This is a genomic window from Gordonia neofelifaecis NRRL B-59395, from assembly GCF_000192435.1.
Classification (GTDB): domain Bacteria; phylum Actinomycetota; class Actinomycetes; order Mycobacteriales; family Mycobacteriaceae; genus Gordonia; species Gordonia neofelifaecis.
In genome coordinates this window covers 13,776-39,261 of record NZ_AEUD01000009.1, presented here as the reverse complement: position 1 = coordinate 39,261, position 25,486 = coordinate 13,776, and the positions used below count along the sequence as shown (strand labels likewise).

At 68.7% G+C, this 25,486-nt stretch carries 19 protein-coding genes, 1 tRNA gene, 1 other RNA gene and 1 pseudogene; 13 read left to right on the top strand and 9 right to left on the bottom strand.

The genetic code is table 11. The features are described from left to right. The first annotated feature begins 23 nt into the window (after positions 1–23). Together SCNU_RS20840 and SCNU_RS11330 are read left to right on the top strand one after the other, a co-directional pair. Positions 24–293 carry a DUF6802 family protein gene (locus SCNU_RS20840; RefSeq protein ID WP_238526432.1) on the top strand — a complete coding sequence of 90 codons (270 nt, stop codon included), beginning with the start codon at positions 24–26 and terminating at the stop codon, positions 291–293. Positions 294–411: 118 nt separating this feature from the next. Then, positions 412–2,244 carry a phosphoenolpyruvate carboxykinase (GTP) gene (locus SCNU_RS11330; protein ID WP_009679509.1) on the top strand — a complete coding sequence of 611 codons (1,833 nt, stop codon included), beginning with the start codon at positions 412–414 and terminating at the stop codon, positions 2,242–2,244. Between the two features lie 90 nt (positions 2,245–2,334). Here SCNU_RS11330 and gluQRS read toward each other — a convergent pair whose 3' ends face one another. From gluQRS to SCNU_RS11305, 5 genes and pseudogenes are all read right to left on the bottom strand, one after another. Next, entirely contained in the window at positions 2,335–3,234 is a 900-nt protein-coding gene (gene gluQRS / locus SCNU_RS11325) for a tRNA glutamyl-Q(34) synthetase GluQRS (RefSeq protein WP_009679508.1), read from the bottom strand. A 2-nt stretch (positions 3,235–3,236) separates the two neighbouring features. Then, positions 3,237–4,748 carry a DHA2 family efflux MFS transporter permease subunit gene (locus SCNU_RS11320; RefSeq protein ID WP_009679507.1) on the bottom strand — a complete coding sequence of 504 codons (1,512 nt, stop codon included), beginning with the start codon at positions 4,746–4,748 and terminating at the stop codon, positions 3,237–3,239. Further along, a complete protein-coding gene (locus SCNU_RS11315; protein WP_009679506.1) occupies positions 4,745–5,368 on the bottom strand; it encodes a PadR family transcriptional regulator in 624 nt (207 codons plus the stop codon). The genes SCNU_RS11320 and SCNU_RS11315 overlap by 4 nt, the downstream gene beginning before the upstream one ends. Positions 5,369–5,557: 189 nt before the next feature. Then, positions 5,558–6,637: a Glu/Leu/Phe/Val family dehydrogenase gene (locus SCNU_RS11310; RefSeq protein WP_009679505.1), complete on the bottom strand. Its 1,080-nt coding sequence runs from the start codon at positions 6,635–6,637 to the stop codon at positions 5,558–5,560. Positions 6,638–6,676: 39 nt separating this feature from the next. Continuing rightward, positions 6,677–10,152 (bottom strand): annotated as a pseudogene (locus tag SCNU_RS11305) (indolepyruvate ferredoxin oxidoreductase family protein). A gap of 154 nt (positions 10,153–10,306) precedes the next feature. On the opposite strand from SCNU_RS11305, the gene SCNU_RS11300 reads away from it, so the two are divergent. From SCNU_RS11300 to SCNU_RS11285, 4 genes are read left to right on the top strand one after another with little or no spacing between them, the layout of a single operon-like run. Beyond that, the gene (locus SCNU_RS11300) at positions 10,307–10,822 is read left to right on the top strand and encodes an Lrp/AsnC family transcriptional regulator (RefSeq protein WP_009679504.1); all 516 of its coding nucleotides are present in this window, start codon (positions 10,307–10,309) and stop codon (positions 10,820–10,822) included. 4 nt (positions 10,823–10,826) lie between these two features. Further along, on the top strand, positions 10,827–11,789 hold the full coding sequence (locus SCNU_RS11295; protein WP_009679503.1) for an alpha/beta hydrolase: 963 nt from the start codon (positions 10,827–10,829) through the stop codon (positions 11,787–11,789). A gap of 60 nt (positions 11,790–11,849) precedes the next feature. Further along, complete coding sequence (locus SCNU_RS11290; protein WP_009679502.1) at positions 11,850–12,926, top strand: ATP-dependent DNA ligase; 1,077 nt, start codon at positions 11,850–11,852, stop codon at positions 12,924–12,926. Continuing rightward, the gene (locus tag SCNU_RS11285; RefSeq protein WP_040518254.1) at positions 12,916–13,977 is read left to right on the top strand and encodes a DNA polymerase domain-containing protein; all 1,062 of its coding nucleotides are present in this window, start codon (positions 12,916–12,918) and stop codon (positions 13,975–13,977) included. The genes SCNU_RS11290 and SCNU_RS11285 overlap by 11 nt, the downstream gene beginning before the upstream one ends. Here SCNU_RS11285 and SCNU_RS11280 read toward each other — a convergent pair whose 3' ends face one another. Both SCNU_RS11280 and SCNU_RS11275 read right to left on the bottom strand, forming a co-directional pair. Next, positions 13,978–14,745, bottom strand: coding sequence for a helix-turn-helix domain-containing protein (locus tag SCNU_RS11280; RefSeq protein ID WP_009679500.1), 768 nt, complete (start codon positions 14,743–14,745; stop codon positions 13,978–13,980). Continuing rightward, the gene (locus SCNU_RS11275; RefSeq protein ID WP_009679499.1) at positions 14,718–15,110 is read right to left on the bottom strand and encodes a VOC family protein; all 393 of its coding nucleotides are present in this window, start codon (positions 15,108–15,110) and stop codon (positions 14,718–14,720) included. Before SCNU_RS11275 ends, SCNU_RS11280 begins: the two co-directional genes overlap by 28 nt. 114 nt (positions 15,111–15,224) lie before the next feature. Between SCNU_RS11275 and SCNU_RS11270 the strand changes: the two genes are divergently transcribed. The 3 genes from SCNU_RS11270 to poxB all read left to right on the top strand — a co-directional run bounded on the left by SCNU_RS11270 (position 15,225) and on the right by poxB (position 19,257). Then, on the top strand, positions 15,225–16,313 hold the full coding sequence (locus tag SCNU_RS11270) for an HtaA domain-containing protein (RefSeq protein WP_040518252.1): 1,089 nt from the start codon (positions 15,225–15,227) through the stop codon (positions 16,311–16,313). Between the two features lie 68 nt (positions 16,314–16,381). Next, positions 16,382–17,527, top strand: coding sequence for an AI-2E family transporter (locus SCNU_RS11265; protein ID WP_009679497.1), 1,146 nt, complete (start codon positions 16,382–16,384; stop codon positions 17,525–17,527). Then, positions 17,524–19,257 (top strand): ubiquinone-dependent pyruvate dehydrogenase, encoded by a 1,734-nt coding sequence (gene poxB / locus SCNU_RS11260; RefSeq protein WP_009679496.1) that lies wholly within the window; start codon positions 17,524–17,526, stop codon positions 19,255–19,257. Before SCNU_RS11265 ends, poxB begins: the two co-directional genes overlap by 4 nt. Before the next feature lie 82 nt (positions 19,258–19,339). Here the strand turns inward: poxB and SCNU_RS11255 are convergent, their stop codons facing one another. Both SCNU_RS11255 and SCNU_RS11250 read right to left on the bottom strand, forming a co-directional pair. Further along, positions 19,340–20,005, bottom strand: coding sequence for a DNA alkylation repair protein (locus SCNU_RS11255; RefSeq protein ID WP_009679495.1), 666 nt, complete (start codon positions 20,003–20,005; stop codon positions 19,340–19,342). 200 nt (positions 20,006–20,205) lie between these two features. Continuing rightward, positions 20,206–20,291: transfer RNA gene (locus tag SCNU_RS11250), tRNA-Ser, on the bottom strand. Positions 20,292–20,350: 59 nt separating this feature from the next. Here SCNU_RS11250 and ffs point away from each other — a divergent pair. From ffs to SCNU_RS11235, 4 genes are all read left to right on the top strand, one after another. Then, positions 20,351–20,447: signal recognition particle sRNA small type (ffs, locus tag SCNU_RS20185), an RNA gene on the top strand. A 60-nt stretch (positions 20,448–20,507) separates the two neighbouring features. Next, positions 20,508–21,776 (top strand): aspartate aminotransferase type Ic, encoded by a 1,269-nt coding sequence (locus tag SCNU_RS11245; RefSeq protein WP_040518250.1) that lies wholly within the window; start codon positions 20,508–20,510, stop codon positions 21,774–21,776. An 8-nt stretch (positions 21,777–21,784) separates the two neighbouring features. Beyond that, positions 21,785–23,065, top strand: coding sequence for a glycosyltransferase 87 family protein (locus SCNU_RS11240; protein ID WP_009679493.1), 1,281 nt, complete (start codon positions 21,785–21,787; stop codon positions 23,063–23,065). A 10-nt stretch (positions 23,066–23,075) separates the two neighbouring features. Then, the gene (locus SCNU_RS11235; RefSeq protein ID WP_009679492.1) at positions 23,076–25,448 is read left to right on the top strand and encodes a DNA polymerase III subunit gamma and tau; all 2,373 of its coding nucleotides are present in this window, start codon (positions 23,076–23,078) and stop codon (positions 25,446–25,448) included. Positions 25,449–25,486: the final 38 nt, after the last annotated feature.

Sequence of the window (25,486 nt, the reverse complement as noted above, 5' to 3'; positions counted from 1 at the left end):
TGTCGGGCGACACTGTCGATGCGGTGAGTGCAGACCTTCACGAACATCTGATCTGCTACTCCGACGGCACACTCTGGGATCTGGGGCCCGCGGAGTTCGACGCCGACGGAGACGGGGTACGAGACTCGCTGACCTGCGAAGTCGACGGGTCGACGGCGATCGTCTCCGACGCCGACGGTGATGCTCGGGTGGATCGGCTGTCGATTCTGCACGCAGACGGGCAGGTCAGCGTCGCATCGATCGATGGAACCGACGAGGGGTGGAATCCGACGACGCTGGGCAGACTGCATTGAGTGGACGTAGCGATGCCCGGGGGTTCGGGTAAAGCGGAAACGGGCGTATCCTCGGGACAGTATGCGTTCGCACAGCCACTGCGCGCACACCACCGTGAGTTTCGATGAGGAGATCCGCATGACCGCTGCGACAATTCCGGGTGTCGAGCCCGGGAGCGCCCCCACCAAGCACGCCGGGCTGATCGCCTGGGTGGCCGAGGTTGCCGAATTGACGCAGCCCGACCGGGTTGTCTGGTCGGACGGCAGCGACGAGGAGTGGGATCGGCTCACCGCGCAGCTGGTGGAGTCGGGAACCATCACCAAGCTGAACGACGAGCGCAAGCCCAATTCGTACCTGGCGCTCTCCGACCCGGCTGACGTGGCTCGCGTCGAGTCGCGCACCTTCATCTGCAGCAAGACCGAAGAGGCTGCCGGCCCCACCAACAACTGGGTCGAGCCCGCCGAGATGCGCGCGACGATGACCGAGCTGTACCGCGGTTCGATGCGTGGACGCACCATGTACGTCATCCCGTTCTGCATGGGTCCCCTGGGATCGGACGATCCGAAACTCGGCATCGAGCTCACCGACTCCGAGTACGTCGTGCTGTCGATGCGCGTGATGACCCGTGTCGGCCCGAAGGTTCTCGAGGCGCTCGGCGAGGACGGCTTCTTCGTCCAGGGCCTGCATTCGGTCGGCGCTCCGCTCGAGCCGGGCCAGGCCGACGTGCCGTGGCCGTGCAACACCGACAAGTACATCGTGCACTTCCCCGAGGACCGGGTGATCTGGTCGTACGGTTCGGGCTACGGCGGCAACGCGCTGCTGGGCAAGAAGTGCTACGCGCTCCGCATCGCCTCGGCGATGGCTCACGACGAGGGCTGGATGGCCGAGCACATGCTCATCCTCAAGCTCACCAGCCCCGAGAACAAGGTCTACTTCGTCGCAGCCGCGTTCCCGTCGGCCTGCGGTAAGACCAACCTCGCGATGATCGATCCGACCCTCGAAGGCTGGAAGGCCGAGACCGTCGGCGACGACATCGCCTGGATGCGTTTCGGTGAGGACGGCCGCCTGTACGCCGTGAACCCGGAGTTCGGCTTCTTCGGCGTCGCGCCGGGCACGAGCTACGACTCGAACCCGACCGCGATGAAGACCGTCGATGCGGGCAACACCATCTACACCAACGTCGCGCGCACCGACGACGGCGACGTCTGGTGGGAGGGCATCGACGGCGACGCCCCGGCTCACCTGATCGACTGGAAGGGCAACGACTGGACGCCCGAATCCGGGGAGAAGGCCGCGCACCCGAACTCGCGGTACTGCACCCCGATGGCGCAGTGCCCGACCCTGGCTCCGGAGTGGGACGACCCGCAGGGTGTGCCGATCTCGGCGATCCTGTTCGGCGGACGTCGCAAGACCACCGTGCCGCTGGTGACCCAGGCCCGCGACTGGGAGCATGCCGTGTTCATGGGTGCGACCGTCGGCTCGGAGCAGACCGCCGCCGCCGAGGGCAAGGTGGGCACCGTCCGCCGCGACCCGATGGCGATGCTGCCGTTCATGGGTTACCACGTCGGTGACTACATGCAGCACTGGCTGAACATCGGCAACAAGGAGGGCGCTCAGCTCCCCGCCGTGTTCTACGTCAACTGGTTCCGCCGCGGCGAGGACGGCCGCTTCCTGTGGCCGGGCTTCGGCGAGAACAGCCGTGTCCTCAAGTGGATGGTCGATCGCATCGAGGGTCGCGTCGAGGGCGTCGAGACCCCGATCGGCACCGTCGCCGCACCGAGCGAGCTGGACCTGACCGGTCTGGACGTTGCGGAGGCAGACCTCGCCGAGGCGTTGGCCGTCAACGCCGACGAGTGGCGTGACGAGCTCCCGACCATCGACGAGTGGTTCCAGTTCGTCGACGACGGCAAGGGCAAGCTGCCCGCAGAGCTGGCCGACCAGCTGGCACAGCTGCGCACGCGCCTGAGCTGACACCTCACGATCGACGACGAGGCCCGACCGGAACGATCCGGTCGGGCCTCGTCGTGTGTCGAGCGGGCGGCGTCGCGGGGCCGACCGCGGCTACTCCGGCGGGACGAACACCCACGGCTCGCGCGGCAGGGCCGCCGGGTCGAATCGCCGGGCCATCGTCTCCAGTGTCACCGGTTCGCTCGGCGCGGCCATACCCAGCGACCGGGCGATCGACGACAGGGCCGCGGCCGCGTCGACGCCGTGAGCCGCGAGATCGGTCAGGGTGACCGCGCCGTCCCGTTTGGCGAGCCGGGTGCCCCGCTCGCTGAGCACCATCGGCACATGGGCGTACTCGGGTGGACGATGACCCAGCAGTGTCGCGAGATACGCCTGACGCGGCGCGGAGCTGAGCAGATCGTCCCCACGCACCACCTGGTCGATGCCGGACGCGGCGTCGTCGACGACGACCGCCAGGTTGTAGGCGGGCGTGCCGTCGTTGCGGACGAGGACGAAGTCGTCGACGTCGCCGGTGAACTCACCGTGCAGCACGTCGTGCACGGTGAACGAGGCGATGTCGGCGCGGAGCCGGATCGCCGCCGGGCGTTCCGCGCGCCGTCGGTTCCGCTCGGCCTCGGTCAGGTCGCGGCACGTGCCCGGGTACGCGCCCTGCGGAGCGTGCGGCGCGCTGGGCGCGTCGAGGATCTCGCGGCGAGTGCAGAAGCACTCGAAAGTGGTTCCCGCGTCGACCATCTCGGCGACGACCGCCCGGTATGCGTCGAGCCGATCGGACTGTCTGATCAGCGGCTCGTCCCAGTCGAGGCCGAGCGCCTTCAGATCGTCGAGCTGCCGCACGTCGGCGCCGGGACGGACGCGGTCGAGGTCCTCCATCCGGATCAGGAAACCGCGGTCCGTGGCCCGGGCGAAGAGCCAGGCCAGGACCGCGGTTCGGAGATTCCCGATGTGCAGGTCGCCGGACGGAGACGGCGCGAAGCGGCCCGCAGGAGTCGACATGCCTACACGGTAGTGCCGGCGCCGGCCTTCAACGATGCGCGGAACTCCGGCTTGGTGCTCTCGGGACGTTTCATGAACGCCACGGCGACCACGCCGATCAGCAGCACCGCCGCGGGGAGCAGCATCGACTGCGCCATCGCCGTCGAGAACGGCGCGACGAGGAAGTCGGGCAGGGAACCGGTGCCGACGCTGTCTGTGCCGGTGGCCCCGGGGACGTTGGCCTGCAGCCGGCCCTGCATCGCGGCCGCGATGGCGGCGGAACCGATCACCGAACCGATCTGGCGCGTGGTGTTGTAGATGCCCGCCCCGGCCCCGGCCTGGCGAGGCGGGAGATTGCGCGTCGCGGTGGTCGCGAGAGGTCCCCACATCCCGGCGTTCGCGATGCCCATCAGCGCCGCGGGCAGCAGGAACATCGGAATCGGGGTGTCGGCGTTCATCATCGACGCGTACCAGAACAACGACACGCTGTAGAGGCCGATGCCGGGGACCAGCAGGAAGCGCGGGTCGGTGCGGTCGAGCAGCTTGCCTGCGAGCGGCGCCAGGATGCCGGCCAGCACCGCCATGGGGATCAGCAACAATGCCGACTTCGTCGGGCTCAGGCCGCGCGCCACCTGGATGAAGAACATCATCGGCAGCGTCATGCTGGTGACGGCGAAGCCGACGACTGCGATGCCGATGTTCGAGATCGAGAAGTTCCGGTCGCGGAACAACTCGAGCGGGACCAGCGGTTCGCTCGAGGTGCGCGACTGCTGCCAGAGGAACAGGGCCATGATCGCGACGCCGCCGATCACCATCACCCAGACCCACGCGGCCCAGTCGTACTTCTGGCCCTCTTGGAGCCCGAAGACGATCAGGAACAGTCCGATGGTGCTGATCGCGACGCCGACGAGGTCGAAGCGATGCGGATGCGTCTCCAGCTTCGGCACGAGCTTCCACGCGGCGGCGAACCCGATGATGCCGACGGGCACGTTGACGAAGAAGATCCACTCCCATCCGGCGTGGTCGACGAGCAGACCGCCGGCCAGTGGGCCGACGAGCATGGCGATGCCCGCGACCGAGCCCCACAAGCCCATCGCCGCGCCGCGCTGATGCGGCGGGAACGTCCGGGTGATGACGGCCATGGTCTGCGGGGTGACCATCGCGGCGCCGAGGCCCTGGACGGCGCGGAAGGCGATCAGCATCGTCAGCGTGTTCGACAGGCCGCAGCCGAGCGACGACAGGGTGAAGACGGTGATGCCGATGAGATAGAGGTTGCGGGGGCCGAAGCGGTCGCCGAGTCGTCCGGTGATCAACAGCGGCACCGCGTATGCGAGCAGGTATGCGCTGGTCACCCACACCACGTTGTCGAGGTTGTTGGTGTCGGGATCGAGTGCTTCCTTGATGGCGGGGTTCGCCACCGAGACGATCGTCGTATCGACGAGCACCATGAAGAAGCCGATCACCAGCGCCCACAGTGCGGGCCATGGACTCCGCTGCGTGTCACCGGCGCCCGATGCGGCAGGCGATGTGGTCATTTCGAGTCCTTCGTTTCAGAGCGGCGGGGATGCTTCGCCGCGAGCGCGGCCTCCATGCCCCAGAGATAGGCGGGGTCGGCGAGTCGCTGGAGGAGGCGTTCGGTCCAGCGGAGGTCGACCTCGATCAGATCCGCCTGCCGATCGACCTCGACCATGAACTGGTCCTGGACGCCGCGGCCCGCGGCATCCCGGAGACCGTTCCGGTGTCCTTCCAGGTCGGCGGCGAGGGCGTCGCGCCGTCGGCTCAGGAGTTCGATGGTCTCCTCGCGTTCGAGGTTGTGCGCCTCGGCGAGGGCGACGCGGAACTGCGCCGGGCGGTCGTTCTGCGGGAGCTCTGCCCGAACCCAGTCGACGACGGCGTCGCGGCCGGCGTCGGTGAGCGTGTAGGTGGTGCGCTCGGGTCGATTCCCGTCCCGGTCGACTCCCACCTCGGCGACGAGTTCGTGCTGGTTGAGGCGGTCGACGGTGTGATACAGCGTGCCGTTGGTCACCGAGACCATCCGGTCGTCGCGCCGTGTCTTCAGCAGTCGGACCATCTCGTACGGATGCATGTCGCCCTCGCGCAACAGCGCGAGAACCATCACGCCGAGCGGCGTGAGCCGCGGTTGCTTGGTCGACATCGATTACTCCAATTCAACTAGTCCATATGGACTATATGGCGATGGCGGGAGCGAGTCAACGCCGAACGCATCGGTCGCCCGGTGAGCGCTCGCAGAACAGACGAAATCTGTCGAGCTATGTGTCTCCAGGGCGCATAGCTCGACAGAATTCGTTGAGGGTTCGTCCGGTCCTGACCGGTCCGCGGATTTCTACCGCGCCGCGGACAGTCGCTCGGCGACGATCAGGCGGGCGGCGTCACCGCTGGTGATGCCCTTGGAAGCGGCGGTGTCGAGCACGTGGCCGGCGCGGCCCCGAAGGTCCTCGACCTTCTGCTGCATCTGGTCGAAGGTCCACGTCTGCTGCTCGCTGAACGCCTGGATGACGCCACCCGCGTTCGCGATGTAGTCGGGGACCCAGACGACGCCGCGTGAGCCGAGCACCTGTTCGACCTGCGGCGTGGTGAGCTGGTTGTTGGCGGCGCCGCAGACGATCGCGGCGGCGGTCTCGCCTGCGAGATCGGCGGTGACGGTCCCGCCCATCGCGCACGGCGCGTACACGTCGAGGTCGGCGGAGCGGACGTCGTCGACGATCTTCGCCTGTGGGAAGCGGGCGGCGAAGGCCTCGCGGGCGAGGGCGTGGGGGTCGGCGGCGAGGACGACGGCGCCGGCGTCGACGAGCAGCCCGGCCAGGTGGGTGCCGACCTTGCCGACTCCTTCGACGCCGACCACCCGCCCGCTGAGATCGGCTGAGCCCCAGACTCGTTCGGCCGCGGCGAGCAGTGAGCTGAACACGCCGAGCGCGGTCATCGGCGCGGTGTCGCCGCAACCGCCGTTGGCGACGGTCTTCGACGCGACGTAGCGGGTGCCCTGGCCGATGAGGTCCATGTCGTCGGAGGTGGTGCCGACGTCGCCCGCGGTGATGTAGCGGCCGCCGAGGGTGTCCACGAACCGGCCGTAGGCGCGCAGCAACTCGGGCGTCTTGTCGACGTCGGGATCGCCGATGATGACGGCCTTGCCGCCGCCCAGATCGAGTCCGGCGGCGGCGGACTTGAAGGTCATCCCGCGCGAGAGCCGCAGGACGTCGCCGACGGCGTCGGCTTCGGCGGCGTAGGGGTAGAAGCGGGTGCCGCCGAGTGCGGGGCCGAGGGCGGTGTTGTGGATCGCGATGATCGCCCGCAGCCCGGTGGCGGCGTCGCGGCAGAAGACGACCTGCTCGTGCGGCGGGTCGATGGTCATGTCGGGGTGTGAGAAGACGCTGGCGTCCGACGACTGCGAGTGCGCGATGGTCATGTCTGATTCCTCCGAGAGTTGTCTGAGATGAAACGGTGTTCAGCGAATGGGGGTGGTGTCGACGCCGAGCTCGCTGAGGCGGGCTCGGTACCGGTCGACGTTGCGGAGCTTCACGTCCTCGTAGCCGACGACGAGCTCGGGAGCGCGGGCGACGTCGACTGTCGCGGCGTAGCCTTCGGCGGTGAGGTCCGACAGACGCTCAGCGACCAGGTCGCGGTAGTGGGCGAGCAGACGGCGCTCCACCTTGCGGACCTCCGCCCGACCGAACGGATCAAACCTGGTGCCACGCAGGAACTTTCCCTTTGCGAGCACTCGGAGCGCGATGTGCGAGCGCGGGCCGAAGCCGATCTTCCTGTCGCGGCCCATGGCGCGCAGCACCGGCGGATGCAGCTTGTAGGTCAGATTCCCGGCGCCGGGGACCTCCGCGGCCACCGACTGGATGAACGCCTTGTCGGTGAGCATGCGGGCGACCTCGTACTCGTCCTTGTACGCGGTGAGTCGGTGCAGGTTGTCGGCGACCGCCTCCGACAGCTCCGTGCTGTCGGTGACCGCGCGCTCACGCCGCCACACCGTCTCGACCTCGCGGACGTAGCTCGCCGCCGCGCGCTCGCCCGAATGCGCGAGCAACTGGGCGGCCCGACGTTCCACTGATTCGCGGACGGTGCCGGTCAGCGGCGATCCGGTGAACAGATGGGTCGGGACCACGGTGTCGCTGCGGGAGGCGACGGTCGCCGCAGCCGTGGCGTCCGCGAAGGCGGCCGGATCGGCGACGGCCACCCGGCCCCAGCGGAAGGCGGCCTGGTTGGCCTTCACCGCGACGCCGTTGACCGCGATGGCCTCTTCGATCGAGGCTGCCGGGATCGGCAGCGCACCGGCTTGATAAGCGGCGCCGACCAGCAGGAAGTTGGCGGCGGCGGTGTGGCCGAAGATCGCCTCCGCGGCGTCGGCGGCATCGAGCGAGACCACCTGGCGAGCTCGGTCCGCGACTCGGCTGAGGAGAGCGCGGTCCTCGGGGTAGGCGACGTTGCGGTCGTAGACCATCTCGCCGGTCGCGGTTCGGCGGCGGTCAGCAGATCGAACGCCAGCACGCAGTCGGCGGAGGCCGGGCTGATGCGGTTGGAAGCGGACTGAGCCTCGACACTCATCCGCAGATGCGAGGTGACCGGGCCGGCCTTCTGGCTCAGTCCCGTCTGATCCAGCCCCTCCACATGCAGGCCGGCGCGCAGCGCTGCGGTTCCGAGCACCTGATTGACGGTGACGATGCCGGTGCCACCGATGCCCGCCAGGAAGACGTTGTGGGCGCCGGTCGGCGCGGGGATCTCCGGATCGTCGACGGTCGGCGGCGTCGGGGTCTGCCTGGGCGGCAGCTCGGCGCCGGGAGCGGAGCGAGCGGGCCGATTTCCACCGGCGCCGGGAGCGGAGCGAGCGGGCCGATTTCCACCGGCGCCGTCCTCGGGCAGTTCGACGGTGACGAACGACGGGCAGTCGCCGTCGAGGCAGCTGTAGTCGGTGTTGCAGCTGGTCTGGTCGATGCGGGTCTTGCGGCCGAACTCGGTCTCCACCGACTGAACGGACAGGCAGTTCGACTTCACACCGCAGTCGCCGCAGCCCTCGCAGACGGCCTCGTTGATGACGACGCGGGTGCGCCGGGTGGGCAGGGTGCCGCGCTTGCGCTTGCGGCGGGCCTCGGCGGCGCACTGCTGGTCGTAGATGAGGACCGTCACGCCTTCGACGTCGCGGAGCAGTCGCTGCGCCTCGTCGAGCCGATCACGATCCCACAGCAGGGTGCCCGCGGCGAGCGAGCCCTTCGGGTGTCGCGACGGGTCCTCGGCGCAGACGATGATCTTGGCGACGCCCTCGGCGGTCAGCTTGTGTGTCAGTCGGGGAACAGTGAGCCCGCCCTCGGCGTCCTGTGCGCCGGTCATGGCGACGGCGGCGTTGAACAGGACCTTGTAGGTGATGTTGACGCCGGCGGCGACACACGCCTGCACGGCGAGCTGGCCGGAGTGGAAGTAGGTGCCGTCGCCGACGTTCTGGAAGATGTGCGGCACGTCGGTGTACGGCGCCTGCCCGATCCACTGAGCTCCTTCGCCGCCCATCTGCGTGAGTCCGGTGACCTGGGAGTCGGTGCGCGAGCTCATCGTGACCAGGGTGTGGCAGCCGATGCCGCCGCCGGCGAGCGAGCCGTCGGGCACCGCGGTCGAGCGGTTGTGCGGGCAGCCGGAGCAGAAGTACGCGGTGCGCTTGGTGTCCAGGAGGGTCAGCTTCGGCGGCGCGGGCTTCGGCACGGTGATCGTGACGCGGCCGTCGAGCACGCGGCGCAGGGGCCCGAGGAGGCGGGCGGCGGTGAGTTCGCCGTCGGCGGGGATCAGCGGCCGGCGGTCGGCGTCGCGTTTGCCGAGGACGCGAGGGGCGTCGGCGGTGCCGTACAGGACGTCGAGCACCTGGGACTCGACGAAGGACGTCTTGTCCTCGACCACCAGGACGGTCTCGACGCCGTCGGCCAGCGCGCGGACCTTCTCCGACCCGAGCGGGTAGGGCATGCCGACGCGGAGGATGCGGATGCCCGCACGGCGGAGGTCGTCGTCGGTGAGCCCGAGCTCGGCGAGCGCTTGGCGGAGCGAGTCGTAGGCGGTGCCGACGGCGACGATGCCGAGCCAGGCCTGCGCCGGGTCGACCTCGATGCGGTCGATGTCGTTCGCGGCGGTCATCTTCTCGACCATCGCCCAGCGCGGTCCGTAGAGGTCGGCCTCGGCGAGGACACTGTCGGGCGGGGCGGCCATGACGCGCTGGCGGTAGGTCCACGGCCGTCCCTCCCACTCGAGGTCGGGGACCTCGATGTCGAGGTCGGTGAAGTCGCGGTTCAGCGTCCACAGCCCGTCGCAGACGTCGGCGACCAGCTTCATCGCCGGCCAGCAGCCGGACGCCCGGGAGAGCTCGATACCGAACATTCCGAACGCGATCACCTCTTCGGCGTTGCGGGGGAACAGGACTGGCATCGACAGGGCGGCCAGCGATCGCTCGCTCGCGGCGGGCACGGTCGACGACTTCGCCGCCGGATCGTCGCCGACCAGCGCGAGGGCACCGCCCTTCGGGTGCGCGCCGTACATCGCGGCGTGCCGGAAGGCGTCACTGGCGCGGTCGAGTCCGGGGCCCTTGCCGAACCAGACGCCGACGACGCCGTCGTGGGTGCGTGTTCCCTTGGGGAGTTCCTGCTGGCTGCCCCAGACGGCGGTCGCGCCGAGCTCTTCGTTGAGTCCCGGCACGAAGCTGATGCCGTGGGCGTCGAGATCCGGCACTTCGCCGAAGACCTTGTCGACGGCGGCGAGCGGGCTGCCCTGGTACCCGGAGACGAAGGCGGCGACGTTGCGGCCGGCGCGGCGTTCCCGCTCGTGGTTCTCCACGAGCATGCGGGCGACGGCCTGGACTCCGGTCAGCAGGACCGGGCCGGATTCAGGCCGGTACTTGTCGGCCAGATCGAACGCGGCTGACGTCGGTTCTACGACGGAGGTCATGAGTCCCACCAATCTGTCGGTCCGTCTCTGTGAGGCGGATCACCGGCTGTGATGCTTAGATGGTGGTCGTGGGGTACAAGGTGGTCAATTGATAACCCGACAGCTGATCATTCTGATCAGTAACTGCTTGGAATGTCGATGAGAGGTGACGAGAATGCTCAGCATTGACGAGCTCGACGTCGAACTGTTGAAGCTGCTCGAACGGGATGCGCGGCAAGGCGTGGCGAGTCTGTCGACGACGCTGGGCATCTCGCGGAACACGGTGCAGTCGCGGATCCGGCGGCTCGAGGAGGGTGGACTCATCGCGGGCTACCGCCCGCAGGTCGACCTCGCGAAGGCGGGGCTGGTGGTCCAGGCGTTCCTTGCGCTGGAGACCGAGCAGGGGAGTCTGACGACGATCGCCGAGGCGGTGACCCGGATTCCGCAGGTGATCGAGGTGCACACCGTCACCGGGCGTGAGGACCTGCTGGTGCGGGTCGCGACCGCGACGCAACCGGAACTGCTGGAGCTGATCGAGGGGATCGTGAGTTTCGCGGGCGTCATCCACTCGACCACCTGGCTGACGTTGACCGCGCCGCTGCCGCACCGGACGGCTCCCGCGCTCGCGGAGATGGCGAAGGGGACCGGGTGGGGGCGGTCGACCGCGCAGCGCGGCGGCGGTGCAGGATGAGGGCATGTCGGTGGTTGAACACGATGCGCGGGACGTCCGGTCGTTCGTGCTGTTCTGGATCTGCAGGATCGTCCTCAAGACCCTGATGCGAGTGATCCCGGTCAGCGACGCGTCGTTGGGGCGGATCAAGATCGTCGACGAATGGGCAGCCAGAGACGCGCGACCGGTTCGGGGTGCGCGAGTCGAGAAGGCCGTGATCGCGGGTGCCCCCGTCGAGCGGATCACCCCCGAACGTCTCGACGATCCGCGAACCGCCGTGCTGTACCTGCATGGCGGCGCCTTCTTCGCGTGCGGGCTGGACTCGCATCGGGCCGTCGCCGCGGCGGTCGCACGTGAGCTCGGCGCGACGGTGGTCAACGTCCAGTACCGGCAGTGTCCGGAGGCGGGCGTCGGCACGTCGGTCCATGACGGTTACAGCGTGTACCGCGCGATGCGGGACTCGGGTGAGTTCGACGCCATCGTGGTCGCGGGCGACTCGGCGGGCGGCTACATCGCGGCCAAGGTGGTCGAGTACGCGGCACGGGACGGGCTCGACCGGCCCGACGCGTACATCGGTTTCTCGCCGCTGCTCAATCTGGCTCCGAGCGCGGATCGCAGCAGTCGACGCGACGCCATGCTGCCGATCCGGAAGATCGAGAAGCTCCGTCCGTTCTATGAGCGCGGCCCGGTGCCTCTCGACGGCCCGCTCGACGCGACCGGCGACGCCGTCGCCGTGGTGTTCCCTCCCGCGGTGGTGGTCTGTGCGAGCGGGGAAGCGCTGGAGAAGGACGCCATGGACCTGCGGTCCTCGCTGGACCGAGCCGGAGTCCCGAACGAGATCCACCTGTTCCGCGGTCAGATCCACGCCTTCCCCGCCGCCGTGCCGGGATCACCGCACACGAAGGAGGCCGTCCGTGCCAGTGCTGCGTTCGTGCGTCGGGCGCTGGACGCCGATCGTGAGACGGAGTCGCAGGCGGACAGCGCGTAGCGGCAGCCGATCGAGCGGAGATCGTTGCGGGCGGCCGTCCACTCGGGAACGATGAACCCCGTGGATCTTCCGGTCACCCCGCCAGTGCAACCGATGCTCGCCAAGGCGGTCGCCGCCGTGCCCGACCAGCCCGAGGACGGCCCGGTGTGGTCCTACGAGCCGAAGTGGGACGGCTTCCGCGCCTTGATCTTCCGCGACGGCGACGAGGTGGTGATGGCCTCGCGTGGCGGTAAGGACCTCGCGCGGTACTTTCCCGAGCTGGTCGACGCCGCGCGCACATCGCTGCCCGACCGTGTGGTGCTCGACGGCGAAGTCGCCGTAGCTCGGCCGGTCGGCGGTGTCAGCAGGCTCGACTGGGACTCGCTGTCGCAGCGCATCCATCCGGCGGCCTCGCGAGTGGCGAAGCTCGCCGCCGAGACGCCCGCGGTGTTCATCGGATTCGACGCGCTCGCCAGCGGATCGGTCGACCTCACCGATGCGACCTTCGACGTGCGCCGGCGGGCGCTGGTCGACGCGGCGGCCGACACGGGCGACGACCGCATCCAGGTCAGCCGGGTGACCCGGGACCCGGGACAGGCCGAGGCGTGGTTCACCGAGTTCGAGGGCGCGGGACTCGACGGCGTCGTCGGCAAGCGCCTCGACGGCGTGTACGTGCCGGGTAAGCGCGAGATGGTCAAGATCAAGCACAAGCGCACCGCCGACTGCGTCGTCATCGGGTACCGCGTCCACAAGTCGGGCACCGGCCTCGGATCGATGCTGCTCGGTCTCTACGCCGACGGCGAGCTGCGGATGGTCGGCGGGTCCAGCGCGTTCTCCGACAAGAAGCGGATCGAGCTGCAGACGATGTTCGAGCCGATGCGGCTGGATCCCGACAACGTCGCACAGGGCGAGCTGAGCCGTTGGCGGTCGGCGGGCAGTGCGGAGTGGATTCCGATCCGGCCCGAACTCGTCGCCGAGTTCGCCTACGACCAGATGGAGAGTCGGCGGTTCCGGCACACGGTGAAGTTCCTGCGCTGGCGTCCGGACCGCGAACCGTCGAGCTGCGGCTACGACCAGCTCGAAGTGCCGCTCACCTACGACATCTTCGACGTCCTCGAATCAGGCAGCAGCGACGGAAAGAGCAGCGATGCCTCCTAAGCCCAAACCGGTGATGCTCGACGTCGACGGCGTCGAGGTGAAGCTGACCAACCCCGACAAGATCTACTTCCCCGAGCTGGGCGAGAACGGCGGTCGTAAGGGCGACCTCGTCGACTACTACCGGACGATCGCGCTCGCCGGGCCCCTGCTCACCGCGATCGCAGGCCGGCCGACCTTCCTACAGCGTTTCCCCGACGGCGTCGACGGCGAGCAGATCTATCAGAAGCATCTGCCCAAGTACCACCCGGATCATGTCGAGTCGACGCGAATCGTCTTCCCGTCCAAGCGATCCGGCCAGGCGTTCTGTCCTCGTCTCCCGGCGGACGTCGTGTGGGCGGCGAACCTGGGTACCTTCACATTCCATACGTGGCCGACGCACAGCGAGGACAACGACCATCCGGATCAGCTGAGGATCGATCTCGATCCGCCGGACGGTAAGAGTTTCGACGATGTGCGCAGGGTCGCGCTGGACCTCGTGAGGCCCTTCCTCGACGAAGTCGGGATGACCGGATTCGCGAAGACGTCGGGCAGTCGCGGCATTCATGTGTTCGTGCCGATCCGGCCGGAGTGGGACTTCATCGCGACGCGGCGTGCGGTGATCGCGCTGGGCCGCGAGCTGGAGCGCCGCGATCCCGCCGCGGTCACCACGTCGTGGTGGAAGGAGGAGCGCGGCGACCGGATCTTCATCGACTACAACCAGAACGCGCGTGACCGGTCGATGGCGTCGCCGTACTCGGCGCGCAAGTCGCCCCGCGCACGGGTCTCGACGCCGGTGACCTGGGATGAGCTGGTCGATGTCGACCCGGAAGACTTGACGATCGCCACGGTCCCGTCGTTGGTCGACAGGCGCGGCGATCCGTGGGCCGACATCGACGATCAGCGGTCGGGGCTGGAGAAGCTGCTGGAGATGGTCGAACGCGACGAGGCCGCCGGACTCGGCGACATGGTCTATCCACCGAGTTACCCCAAGATGCCGGGCGAGCCGCCGCGAGTCCAGCCGAGCAAGATGGTCGCCGAGCACTGGGACGAGGACGGGAACCGGGTGGAGTAGCTACCCGAACTCCTCCGACCTCCGCTTCATGAGACCGCGCGGCGAGTAGCCGGTGAGCTCGGTGAACTCACGTGACATGTGCGATTGGTCGGCGTAGCCGCACTCGGCGGCGACGTCGCCTGCGTTGCGCCCGGCTTCCAGCAGTTCGCGGGCGGTGTCGAACCTGATCAGCCGCGCCGCCTGCTTGGGGCCGATGCCGAACTCCGCGGTGAACAACTTGGTGAGATGGCGGGCCGACCACCCGGACAGCTCGACCAGTTCCGACACCGTGATGTCGCCGCGTCGGCGGGCGATCGTCTCCCATGCGGCGTGGGCGTCGTAGGGGATCTCGGCGTCGGCTTCGATCCCCGCGAGCATGTCGGCGCAGACGACTGCCCGGTCGTCCGGCGGCGTTTCGGCGAGCCGTTCATGCAGGTCTCGAGCGAATGCGGTGTCGACCTGTGCGAGCTCGACCATGTCGCTGGAGATCTCGCTCGCGGGCATGCCGAAGATCGCGTGGACCGCGGTCGGCGAGAGGTCGAGCTGGACGCCGCGTTGCAGACCGTTGTGGTGGATGGTCACCGGCCGCAAATGAATGCCCGCGATACAACAGCGGAAAGTCGTTCTCCCGGTGCGATTCTCGGCGCTGAGGACGAGTCCGTCCGCGAGATCGACGACGAGCGTCGCCGTCGAACCGGGGAGCCCCAGATGCTCGCCGGGGCCGTCGGCGACCACGTCGTACGGGGTGATCCCGACGCCGGTCAGCCTGCGTACGTTCCGAAGCTCCATACGTTGCCCTCCGGATCTGCGATGGAGAAGCCTCGCGATCCATAGTCCTCTTCGGCCATGTCCCGGACCACCCGTGCGCCGAGCTCCGATGCCCTGGCGTAGACGGCGTCCGGGTCGGTCACCACTACGTAGAGGTTGCCGGATCCGACCGGCGTGTGGAAGGTCTTGTCCGTCTTGTTCGCGGAGTGGATCATGACGCGGCCGCCGTCGGGCCACAGCATCTCCGAGTGCATCACCTCCCCGTCACCGTCTCCCTCGACGAGGATGCCCGGCGTGAAGCCGATGCTCTCGAGCCAGTTGCGCAGCGCGATCGGCTCGTCGGAGGTGATGCCTGCCCAGATGTTGGTGTCTTTTCTCTCGTTCATGACTCCAGTGTCGGGGTGTGCGGCAGACGATTCTTGAAGAAATCGGCACCGTCGGGCCGGGTGGAGGGGTTTGGTCCCATTCGCCGCGAATGCGAGATAGGTTAGGCTCGGCTTATGAGAATGCTCCTTCGCCTCGTCTCGGTGCTGGTAGCCGGTATGACGGCCGCAGCGCTGACCGCGACTTCTGTCCCGACCGCCGCGGCGGCGAGTTGGAAGCCGGCGATCGAGGTGTTCCTCGCGGACGGCGTCACCCCGGTCGCGGGCACTGTGCTCCGCCCGGGCGACCGAGTGGTCGTGAAGGGCTCGGGCTTCGACCCGGCGTCGAACACCGCGGGTCTCCCGGTTCCGGTTCCGCCGGGCGTTCCGCACGGCACGTTCATCACCTTCGGTGCGTTCGCGCCGAAGTGGCAGCCGTCGAAGGGGGCGCCCGAGTCGTCGCGCACCACCGTTCGGGCACAGACCAAGTGGGCGCTTTCGCCGGGGGCCCTGAACCGGGTTCCCGACGCACCGTTCGACATGCGCCGCACCGTCCGTCAGCAATGGGTGCCACTGAGCCGGACCGGCGAGTTCACCGCGCGGATCACGCTGGCGACGCCCAAGGACGTCCGAGCCGACGGCCGTTGGGGTATCTACACGTTCGGCGCCGCCGATGCGGTGAACGCCGCCCAGGAACTCGCGGTGCCGTTGAACTATTCGACGCAGCCGGGCCCGAACACCCCGAAGCCCGCGCCGCGGAATCTCGTGTGGCCGTACTCGCCGAACTTCGCGGACACGGTGCGCACCACGACCGCGGGAGCATTGTCCGGCAGTGAGGGAGCGGGCGTCGACGACGCCGGGCGGATGTCGTTCGCGCTGATCGCGAACACCGTCCGTGACGGGAACGGCGAACTGCGATATCGGGGCACGGTCGTCGCGGCGACCAAGTTCCATCTCCTCGAGATCGCGCTCGCCGACCCGATCATCCGCATCGACGGGAACCGGGCCGTCCTCAGCCTGCGGACCTCCACCACGGACATGAACGGCGACGACGCGCTGCGCCGGGTCGACATCGCCGATCTCGACCTGACCCGGGCCGAGGTCGATCGGCTGTCGCGCAGCGAGGACGTGGCCGGCATCGCCACGCAGTTCCGTTCCGGGATCTCCCCGGCCGCGCTGGCGGCGCTGTCGCTGGGTGCGGCGTCGCCGATCACGCTCCGCTTCTGACCCGTCGCGGATTCGACCCCGTCCTGCGACCCCACTCGTGTGTCGGCGGGTCGAAGTAAGCTCGCCGTGTGACCGGCGAACCGGGCGACGGCCCGACCCCGAACGATCCGACCTGGGCTGCAGCCCAGGTGCATCCGGGCGTGCGGGCGGCGGCCGCGTGGACGTGGCGGCTGCTGATCATCGCCGCGGGACTGTATGCCCTCGGCAAGCTCTTCCTGTACGCGGAGGAGGTGTTCGTCCCGGTTGCGATCGCCATCCTGCTGTCGGCGCTGCTGTCGCCGCTGGTCGCATGGCTGCAGCGGCACCGGGTACCACGGTCGGCCGGCGTCCTGTCGGCGGTCGTGCTGACGTTCGCGATCATCGCCGCCGGACTCACCTTCGTCGTCCAGCAGCTGATCGTCGGCGTCCCGCGGATGTCCGGCGACGTCGCCGCCTCCATCGCGAAGGCCCGACGGTGGCTCGAGACCGGACGGCTGCACCTCGACTCCGACAGCCTGCGCAACGTCAGCAACGACATGATCACCTGGCTCAAGGAACACGAGGCCAGCATCGCGACGGGGGCGCTCGACACCGCGACGGTGGCCACCAAGCTGGTGACGGCCGCCCTGCTGACCATCTTCCTGCTGATCTTCTTCCTGTACGACGGGCATCGGATCTGGGACTTCGTCACGAAGATCGTGCCGTCGGCGCATCGCGTCCACGTGCGTGGCGCCGGCGACGCCGGCTACCGCACGCTGCAGTCGTACGTGCGCGCCACGGTGCTCGTCGCGTTCATCGACGCGGTCTTCATCGGGATCGGCCTGGCCATCCTGCGCGTTCCGATGGTGATGCCGCTGATGGCGCTCATCTTCCTCGGCGCGTTCATCCCGATCGTCGGATCGGTGGCCGCCGGATCCCTCGCGGTCCTCGTCGCGCTCGCGACGCACGGGTGGTTCACCGCGGTGCTGGTGGTGGTCGTGCTGATCGTCGTGATGCAGGTGGAAGGCCATGTGCTGCAGCCGTTCCTGCTCGGCCGGTCGGTGAAGCTGCATCCGGTGGCAGTGATCCTGGTGATCGCCATCGGCCTGATGGTCGCAGGCATCGTCGGCGGTCTGCTCGCCGTGCCGGTGCTGGCGTTCGCGAACACCGCGATCACTTATCGGCCGGCCGAGGGCGCAGATCAGGACGAGTTCGTCGAAGAACCCGTCGACTTACCAGGAGAGGAGACTTCATGAGCTACACCGTCGCCGATCTCATCGTCGACACCATCGAGGCGGCCGGGGTCCGCCGGATCTACGGCATCCCGGGCGATTCACTCAACGGTTTCACCGACGCGCTGCGGACGTCGACGAACCTGTCATGGATGCACGTGAGACACGAGGAAGGCGCGGCATTCGCGGCGTCCGGAGACGCCGCGATCACCGGCGGACTGGCCGTGTGCGCGGGCAGCTGCGGCCCGGGCAACCTCCATCTGGTCAACGGACTCTACGACGCTCACCGGTCGCGGGTGCCGGTACTCGCCGTCGCAGCGCAGATTCCGGCCGCCAACGTCGGGACCACCTACTTCCAAGAAACGCACCCGGAGCAGATCTTCGCCGAGTGCAGTGCCTTCTGCGAGACGCTGACCACCGTCGACCAATTGCCTCACCTGCTCGACATCGCCATCCGAACCGCGGTGGAACAGCGGGACGTCGCGGTATTGGTGATCCCGGGGGAGTTGTTCCTGCAGAAGGTCGAGCGGCCCGCCCGCGTGTCCCGGATCCGGGCCGCCCAGACGGTGATGCATCCCGACGACGAGTCGCTGCACTTGGCCGCGGTCCGGCTGAATGAGTGCAAGCGCGTGACGATCCTCGCCGGGGCAGGCGTCGACGGTGCACATGATCAACTCGTCGAGCTCGCCGCAGCGCTGCAGGCGCCTGTCGTGCATGCGCTGCGAGGAAAGGAGTTCGTCGAGTTCGACAATCCCTACGACGTCGGTATGACCGGGCTGCTGGGATTCTCGTCGGGCTACCGTGCCATCGAGCACTGCGACACCCTGTTGATGATCGGCACCGACTTCCCGTACCCGCAGTTCCTGCCTTCGGAGGCGTATACGATCCAGCTCGACATCCGGGGCAGTCAGATCGGGCGTCGCTGCCGAGTCGACCTGCCGCTCCTCGGCACCGCGGTCGACACCCTGCCGCTGCTGACCGCTCTCGTGACCGAGGGGCGCAGCGACGAGCACCTCACCGCGGCACGGGAGCACTACGCGCGGACTCGTGCGGGACTCGATGATCTCGCGACACCCTCGCGCGACGGGGATCCGATTCACCCGCAGTATCTGACCAAGCTCCTCTCGGAGGCGGCGGCTGACGACGCCGTCTTCGTGCCCGACGTCGGCTCGCCGGTCGTCTGGGCCGCGCGGTACCTGCGGATGAACGGCAGGCGCCGCCTCATCGGCTCATTCAGCCACGGGTCCATGGCCAACGCCGTGTCGCAGAGCGTGGGCGTGTCTGCCGTGGACCCGGATCGGCAGGTGATCGCGATGGCAGGCGACGGCGGACTCGCGATGCTGCTGGGGGAACTGCTCACCCTCGTGCAGAACTCCTTGCCGGTGAAGGTCGTCGTCTTCGACAACTCGTCGCTCAACTTCGTCGAGCTCGAGATGAAGGCCGCGGGATTCGTCACCTTCGGCACCGACCTGGAGAACCCGGACTTCGCGGCGCTCGCCGAATCCATCGGCATCTGGGGCCGCCGGGTCACCGACGCCTCGGCTCTGCCGGCGGCGCTCCGCGACTTCCTCGCGCACGACGGTCCGGCGCTCCTCGACGTGACCACCGCCAGGCAGGAACTGTCGATTCCGCCCGCCGTCTCCGCGGCGCAGGCGAAGGGATTCGCGTTGTACGCGCTGCGGACCGTGATGTCGGGTCGCGGGGACGAGTTGGTCGACCTCGCCGAGACCAACCTGCTCAAGCGGTTGTTCTAACGGCGCCCGGTCGCGGTCTGTCGAATCGTCGTTCCCTCTGAGCGATGACTCGACAGTCTGTGGGCGACGAGTGGAGGGTCGGTCACTCCTGCTTGCGCCGCACCATTTCGGCGATCCAGATCGGCGCGTAGGGCGAGGTGCAGTTCGGCGGCGTCGGGTAGTCCTTCAGCACCTCGAGGCGCTCGCCGATGTCGATCGCTCGGGGCCGCAGGTCGGGGTGCGCGATGCCGATCTGTGCGAGCGTCTCGTTCATCGACCACTGCAGGCGAGCCGGTGCGTCTTTCATCTCGGCTTCGACGGTATCGAGCAGCCCGGGCAGATCGAGGTCGTCGGAGGCCTTCGCGACCCGAACGCTCGTCAGATGCCAGCCGGCGCTCGCCACGACGGGGTCGGCGTCGTCGATCCACGTCAGACGTAGTTCCTCGCAGTGCCGACTCTTCTTGACCAGGTTCGCCAGCAGCCAGTCGTGGACCTTCGGTGTGTGCGCCTCGCGCAGCATCGCGTCCAGTTCCGCGGCGGAGTAGTCACGTGGCCGGCTGATCAGAATCGCGAGCAGTCGTGCGGCCGTATCGTCCGTCGCCCACAGGCCGCGGGCGAGGTCGGGTTGTGCCTTGAGCCGCTTCGCGATTGCGCGCAGCTTGGTCAGGTTCACACCGTGGTCGTCGCCGTGCCGCTCGTTGATCGCACGCGTTCGCGGGTCGTCGAGGGCGCGCAGTTCGGCTAGGAGGGCGGGGACGGTGTCGGGCATGAGGGTGAGGGTAGTGGGAGGTGGGGGACGTGCGACCGAATAAGGGGAACCGTCGGTTCGCTGCTGCCGGATCGGGTCTGCTCGTCGCCGCCGGATAGGGGACTCCATCGCTCGACTCCTCCCGAATCCGCTCTGTTCGAGTGCAAACGAAAGATCCCCCCGCCGCCGAGTTCCTCGGGGGCGGGGGGATCTTCCATTTGCGGAGGATAGGGGATTCGAACCCCTGAGGGCTGTTAACCCAACCCGCGTTCCAGGCGAGCGCCATAGGCCACTAGGCGAATCCTCCAGGCAGAACGATGGTAGCGGGTGGGGTGCATGGAACCCAAAACGACCCGCTACACTGATCTACGGATCCCGCGCGGCGTGCATCCTGTGAACTCCCCCAGGGCCGGAAGGCAGCAAGGGTCAACGGGCTCTCTCGGGTGCGCGGGGTCCGCTTAACTTTTTTCAAGCGTTACATCTGCAGCCGCCGCAAGGCAGGGTCTGTGGGAGAGGTTCCACGTTGAACTTTCACTCGATGAGTGTCGACCAACTTCGCACCACCCAAGACGATCTGCGAAAGCGCTACGAGATTCTCCAGGCCGCCGGCCTGAAACTCGATCTGACCCGCGGCAAGCCCGCCCCCGACCAGCTTGACCTCTCGAACGAGATGCTGTCGCTGCCGGGCGAGGTCCACACCAGTCCCGACGGCACCGACTGCCGCAACTACGGCGGCGTCACCGGACTGCCGGGCCTGCGCGAGATCTTCGGCGAACTCCTCGGCACCGGCGCCGATCGCACCATCGCGCTCGGCAACGCGAGCCTGCAGATCATGCACGACATCACCGTGCACGCACTGCTGAGCGGCACTCCTGACTCCGCACAGCCGTGGTCCGCAGAGCCGATCAAGTTCCTGTGCCCCGCCCCCGGCTACGACCGCCACTTCGGGATCACCGAGCGCTACGGCATCGAGATGATCACCGTCCCGATGAACCCCGACGGCCCCGACGTCGAGGCCTGCGCGGCCCTGACCGCCGCCGACCCGTCGATCAAGGGCATGTGGCTCGTCCCGACCTACTCGAACCCCACCGGCTACTCGGTGTCCGAGGAGGTCGCGCGCAAGCTCGTCGCGATGCCTGCCGCCGACGACTTCCGCATCTACTGGGACAACGCCTACGCCGTGCACACGCTCGTCGAGCGGGAGCCCGAGCCGCTGCCGATCCTCGACTTCGCGGCGGAGGCGGGCCACCCCGACCGTGTCTACGTCTTCGGTTCCACCAGCAAGATCACCTTCGCCGGCGCCGGCGTCGCGTTCTTCGCGTCGTCGAAGGACAACCTCGACTGGTACGTCAAGAACGTCGGCGTCTCGACCATCGGACCCGACAAGCTGAACCAGCTGCGGCACCTGATGTTCCTGCGCGACGCCGACGGCGTGCGCGAGCTCATGGCCCGTCACCGCGCGCTGATCGCGCCCAAGTTCGCGAAGGTCCTCGAGATCCTGGAGGAGCGCCTCGCCGACAGCAAGATCGCGTCCTGGACTCATCCCGAGGGTGGGTACTTCATCAGCCTCGACGTGATCGACGGCGCCGCGAAGCGGACCATCGCGCTCGCGAAGGAAGCCGGCATCGCGCTCACTGCCGCCGGCTCCACATATCCGTACAAGAACGACCCCCGAGACGAGAACATTCGCCTCGCGCCGACCTTCCCGTCGATCGACGAGCTCGCGACCGCCATGGACGGCGTCGCCACCTGCGCGCTGCTCGCCGCGACCGAGGTGCTGCTGGACGGATAGACGGCGCGATGAAGCTCGAGCGGTCGACCCCCGCGGTCGTCGGATTCGTCGTCGCCGGACTGCTGGCGATCTGGTTCCAGCACTCCCTGATCCCGTTCACCGAGCCGTACTGGGGACTGTTCCAGAACTTCCTGGACCTCGACGTCTACCGTGCCGGTGCGCAGGTCGCACTCGACGGCGGCGACCTCTACGACGCCAAGCTCCTCGGCCAGATGGACTTCACCTACGCACCGCTCTCGGTGGTGCTGTTCGCGCCCTTCGCGTGGATGTCCGCGGGCCTGGCGCACCTGCTGTGGACGATCGGCATCTTCGTCGCCCTGTACCTGGTCGTGATACTCGGCTTCCGGAGCCTCGGCCACGACGTGACGTGGCGGCTGCGGACGATCGCGCTGGCGGTCGTCGCGATGAGCGCCCTGCTCGAGCCGGTTCGGTCGACGATCTGGTTCGGTCAGATCAACGTCTTCCTCATGCTTCTGGTGGTCGCGGATCTGGTGCGTCCGGAGAACAGCAGGCTGCGCGGCGTCGCCGCGGGAGTGGCCGCGGGGATCAAACTGACACCCCTGATGTTCGGCGCATATCTGCTGGCGATCCGGCAGTGGCGAGCCGCTGCGGGCATGGCGGCCGGATTCGCCGGATCGGTGGCCGTCGGATTCCTGCTCATGCCGTCGGGGTCGGCCAGCTTCTGGCTGGGCACCCTGTTCGATTCCGACCGTGTCTCCTCGCCGCAGACCTACGGGAATCAGTCCATCCGCGGCGCCATCGCGAACTTCGGGCACACCGATTATCCGAGCACGCTGCTGTGGCTCCTGCTGTCGGCGCTGCTGGTCGCACTCACCGGGACGGCCGCGGTGTTCGCGCACCGGCACGGTCAGGAACTGCTCGCGCTCTCGATCGTCGGTATGACGTCCTGCGCGGTGTCGCCGGTCGCATGGTCGCACCACTGGGTGTGGATGGTTCCGCTCCTGGTGGTGGCGATCCACCTGATCGCCGAGAAACTGTCGGGGTGGCGTCGGATCGGGCTGATCCTGCTCACGGTGGGCGGGGTCGCGTCGGCAGTCGCCTGGCGGACGCACTTCGCGTTCCCCATGTGGTACGCCAACCGCAGCGTGGAAGAGGCATATCTCACCGGTCTGTTCTTCAAGCACCCGGCGACGTTCGACTGGTTCACCACGCAGCCGTTCACCTTGATCCTGGTGGTGACGTCGGTGGTGACGATCGTGGCGTATCGGCGGAGTCCGGTGATGTCGGGGACTGAACTCCCCGGCGCGGCTGTCGGAGGCCGCCGGTAGTCTTGCGTCCGTGGCCCTCTATCGCACCTATCGTCCGGCAACCTTCGCCGAAGTCGTCGGCCAGGAGCACGTCACCGCGCCCCTGAGCCGAGCTCTCGATACCGGCCGCATCAACCACGCGTACCTCTTCTCCGGCCCGCGCGGCTGCGGCAAGACGTCGTCGGCCCGCATCCTGGCACGGTCGCTCAACTGTGAGCAGGGGCCGACGTCGACGCCGTGCGGAACCTGCTCGTCGTGCGTGTCCCTGGGCCCCGGCGGTCCGGGCAATCTCGACGTCGTGGAACTCGACGCGGCCAGCCACGGCGGCGTCGACGACACCCGCGATCTGCGCGACCGCGCGTTCTACGCGCCCGCCGAGTCGCGCTATCGGGTGTTCATCATCGACGAGGCGCACATGGTCTCGTCGGCGGGCTTCAATGCGCTGCTCAAGATCGTCGAGGAACCGCCGGAGCACCTGATCTTCATCTTCGCGACCACCGAGCCGGAGAAGGTGCTGACGACCATCAAGTCGCGCACGCACCACTATCCGTTCCGGCTGCTGGCGCCGCCCGTGATGCGCGGTCTGCTCGAAGGCATCTGCGCCAAGGAGCACGTCGTGGTCGCGCCCGAGGTGTACCCGCTGGTGATCCGGGCGGGAGGCGGCTCCCCACGCGACAGTCTCAGCATCCTCGACCAGTTGCTCGCCGGCGCGGGCGACGAGGGCGTCACCTACGACCGCGCGCTCTCGCTGCTCGGCGTCACCGACTCCGCCCTGATCGACGCGGCGGTCGACGCGCTGGGCGCGGGCGACGGGTCGGCGCTGTTCAACGTCGTCGAACGCGTCGTCGACGCCGGTCACGATCCCCGCCGGTTCGCCATCGACCTGCTCGATCGGTTCCGCGACCTCATCCTGGTGCAGGCCGTCCCGGACGCCACCGAACGCGGACTGGTCGAGGCGCCGGACGATCAGCTGGCGAGCATGCACGACGCCGCCGCCAAGCTGGGCCCGGCCACGCTGACCCGCTTCGCCGAGGTGGCGCACACCGCTCTCGGCGAGATGCGCGGAACCACCTCACCGCGGCTGCTGCTCGAGGTCATGTGCGCGCGCCTCCTGCTTCCGGCGGCATCCGCCGACGACGCCGCACTGCTGCAGCGGATCGAGATCCTTGAACGACGACCCGCGGGCAGCGGGGCGCCGACCGGCGCCGCGGTGCCCCCGGCTCCGTCGGCCCCCGCGGTCGACGAGCCCGCACCCCGCTTCGTCCGACCGTCCCAGCGCAAGGCCGCCGAGCAGGTCCCGGCGACCGTCGAAGCCTCCGCGGCGGCTACTCCTGCGTCGGTGGTGGCCGAGTCCGCCCCGACCGCACCCGACAAGGAACCGGTGCCCGCCGCGACACCCGAACCGGTGCGCGCTGAGCCGTCTCCCGAAGCGCCGACGCCCCCGGTCGAACCCGCACCCCCGGCTGAACCCGCGCGAGCGGAGTCCGCCTCTGCCGGCACGCCGGAACCGACGCCCGAACCGGCGCCGCATCCGCCGGCCGTCTCCGATCCGCGTGCACCGGAACCGCCCGTGCAGGAGGACACTGAGTCACGCCGTGACGCGGACGCTGTTCCCGCAGGGGCCGCGGCGACCGCGGTGCCGAACTCCGAGGCGCCGGGCCCGGGCCCGGCGCCGGAGCAGCGTCGTTCCCCCGCGCAGCGGCCCGTCTACGACGACATCCCGCCGCCGGATGAGCCACCCACCGATGCCGACTACCTGCCGCCGCCGGACGACGGCTACGCGCGGCCGCCCGCTCGCACACCGGAACCGGCGCCCGAGCCCGAGCCGGAGAAGCCCGCCGGTCTCACGGTGGACGCCGTCTCAGCCCGATGGCCCGACATCCGCGCCGCGGTGCGGAAACAGAGCACGGTCCTCGAGGCGATGCTCTCCGCGGCATTCGTGCACCAGGTGGAGGGTACGCAGATCGTGCTGGGCCATCCGCACACCGCACTGGTCGGTCGGCTCTCCGACGACCGCGGGCTGCGGGCGTTGACCGCCGCGGTCGTCGACGTGTTCGGCGACGGTTTCACGGTCGGCGTCGTGCACGCGCAGCCCGGATCGGCTCCGGCGGCGCCGAGTGCTCCGGCTGCCCCGGCGGCCGAGCAACCGCGCAGGCAGACCTACACCAGGCCCAGCCGTCCGCGCGGCGGCCAGGCGGCGCCCGCCGAGACCCCGGACGCTCCGCCGGAGCCGCCCGAGGAACCGGAACCCGCACCGCCGGTCCCCGACGAGGAGCTGACCGACGCCGAACGCGACGAGATGGTCGCGCAGGCGCAGTCGGGTTCGCCGGACGACCGGCTGGACCCCGATCAGGTGGCGCTGGAATTGCTGAAGTCGGAGCTGGGTGCCCGTCCGGTGGAGTAGCCACACGTAAATGAATCCCCGATACCGCGGCTACTCGG

What these genes read in the sequence shown, in the direction of transcription:
- SCNU_RS11330 (WP_009679509.1), top strand. Translation starts at nt 412, where the DNA reads ATGACCGCTGCGACAATTCCGGGTGTCGAGCCCGGGAGCGCCCCCACC.
- SCNU_RS11315 (WP_009679506.1), bottom strand. Translation starts at nt 5,368, where the DNA reads ATGTCGACCAAGCAACCGCGGCTCACGCCGCTCGGCGTGATGGTTCTC.
- gluQRS (WP_009679508.1), bottom strand. Translation starts at nt 3,234, where the DNA reads ATGTCGACTCCTGCGGGCCGCTTCGCGCCGTCTCCGTCCGGCGACCTG.
- SCNU_RS11295 (WP_009679503.1), top strand. Translation starts at nt 10,827, where the DNA reads ATGTCGGTGGTTGAACACGATGCGCGGGACGTCCGGTCGTTCGTGCTG.
- SCNU_RS11310 (WP_009679505.1), bottom strand. Translation starts at nt 6,637, where the DNA reads ATGACCATCGCGCACTCGCAGTCGTCGGACGCCAGCGTCTTCTCACAC.
- SCNU_RS11280 (WP_009679500.1), bottom strand. Translation starts at nt 14,745, where the DNA reads ATGGAGCTTCGGAACGTACGCAGGCTGACCGGCGTCGGGATCACCCCG.
- SCNU_RS11300 (WP_009679504.1), top strand. Translation starts at nt 10,307, where the DNA reads ATGCTCAGCATTGACGAGCTCGACGTCGAACTGTTGAAGCTGCTCGAA.
- SCNU_RS11320 (WP_009679507.1), bottom strand. Translation starts at nt 4,748, where the DNA reads ATGACCACATCGCCTGCCGCATCGGGCGCCGGTGACACGCAGCGGAGT.
- poxB (WP_009679496.1), top strand. Translation starts at nt 17,524, where the DNA reads ATGAGCTACACCGTCGCCGATCTCATCGTCGACACCATCGAGGCGGCC.
- SCNU_RS11255 (WP_009679495.1), bottom strand. Translation starts at nt 20,005, where the DNA reads ATGCCCGACACCGTCCCCGCCCTCCTAGCCGAACTGCGCGCCCTCGAC.
- SCNU_RS11275 (WP_009679499.1), bottom strand. Translation starts at nt 15,110, where the DNA reads ATGAACGAGAGAAAAGACACCAACATCTGGGCAGGCATCACCTCCGAC.
- SCNU_RS11270 (WP_040518252.1), top strand. Translation starts at nt 15,225, where the DNA reads ATGAGAATGCTCCTTCGCCTCGTCTCGGTGCTGGTAGCCGGTATGACG.
- SCNU_RS11285 (WP_040518254.1), top strand. Translation starts at nt 12,916, where the DNA reads ATGCCTCCTAAGCCCAAACCGGTGATGCTCGACGTCGACGGCGTCGAG.
- SCNU_RS11240 (WP_009679493.1), top strand. Translation starts at nt 21,785, where the DNA reads ATGAAGCTCGAGCGGTCGACCCCCGCGGTCGTCGGATTCGTCGTCGCC.